The sequence below is a fragment of the Pseudomonas sp. HMSC063H08 genome, from assembly GCF_001813645.1.
Lineage (GTDB): Bacteria > Pseudomonadota > Gammaproteobacteria > Pseudomonadales > Pseudomonadaceae > Pseudomonas > Pseudomonas aeruginosa.
Window position 1 is genome coordinate 1 of sequence record NZ_KV813328.1, and the last position, 792, is coordinate 792.

General features: G+C 61.5%; 1 protein-coding gene and 1 pseudogene. Both read left to right on the forward strand.

What is annotated here, in order from left to right; translation table 11 throughout:
• Positions 1-187, forward strand: a pseudogene (locus HMPREF2924_RS36145) (DUF2786 domain-containing protein); the annotation flags it as partial.
• The coding region (locus tag HMPREF2924_RS01715) for an HNH endonuclease signature motif containing protein (RefSeq protein WP_070700321.1) at positions 184-792 on the forward strand (609 nt) is incomplete at its 3' end. The pseudogene HMPREF2924_RS36145 and the gene HMPREF2924_RS01715, both read left to right, overlap by 4 nt.

Below are 792 nucleotides of genomic sequence, written 5' to 3' on the forward strand. Positions count from 1 at the left end.
CATCAAGGCCTACCTCGAACTACACCATCCGGCGTTGAAGTACCTGGAGCCGGCGGCGCTTACGAAGGCCCTTGCCTATGACCAGGCCTCGCTGCAAGCAGGCTGGGAGCACGGCAAAAACACTCGCCTGCACCGCGGCGTCAGCCGGCAAGTTCAGGGGGCGCTCGAGCAGGGAGGTTCCCGATGACTCGCTCTGCTCTCTCGACCATCGCCTACGAGGCCCTTGTGCGTGCCCGCCGCAAATTCAGCAACCGAGAGGAGCGCTGCATCCGCGAAACCTGGACCGCCGAACAGGAACTGGTGCTGCTGCGCCTGTATCCGGATATGCCGAACGAGGTCCTGGCAGCCAGGTTGAACAAAACGCTCCAGCAGATCTGCTCCAAAGCGTATCGGCTCGGGCTGAAAAAAAGCCCCGAGTTCTCCAAGAAGATCCGGCAGGACTGGGGCAGCGCAACTCGGTTCAAGAAGGGAAACACCCCATGGAACTGCGGCATGAAGGGGCTGCCCGCGCGAGGACGCGCACCAGAAACGCAGTTCAAGAAGGGGCAAAAGCCCCACACATGGCTCCCAGTCGGCAGCACGCGGGTCAGCGCTGATGGCTACCTGCAACGAAAGATCTCGGATACCGGCTATCCCCCCCGGGACTGGAAGGGCATCCACATCCTGCTCTGGGAAGAACACTTCGGCCCCATCCCAACCGGCCATTGCGTCTGCTTCAAGGACAACAACAAGCAGAACGTCGTTATCGACAACCTGGAGATCATCACCCGGGCCGAACGCATGCGCCGCAAC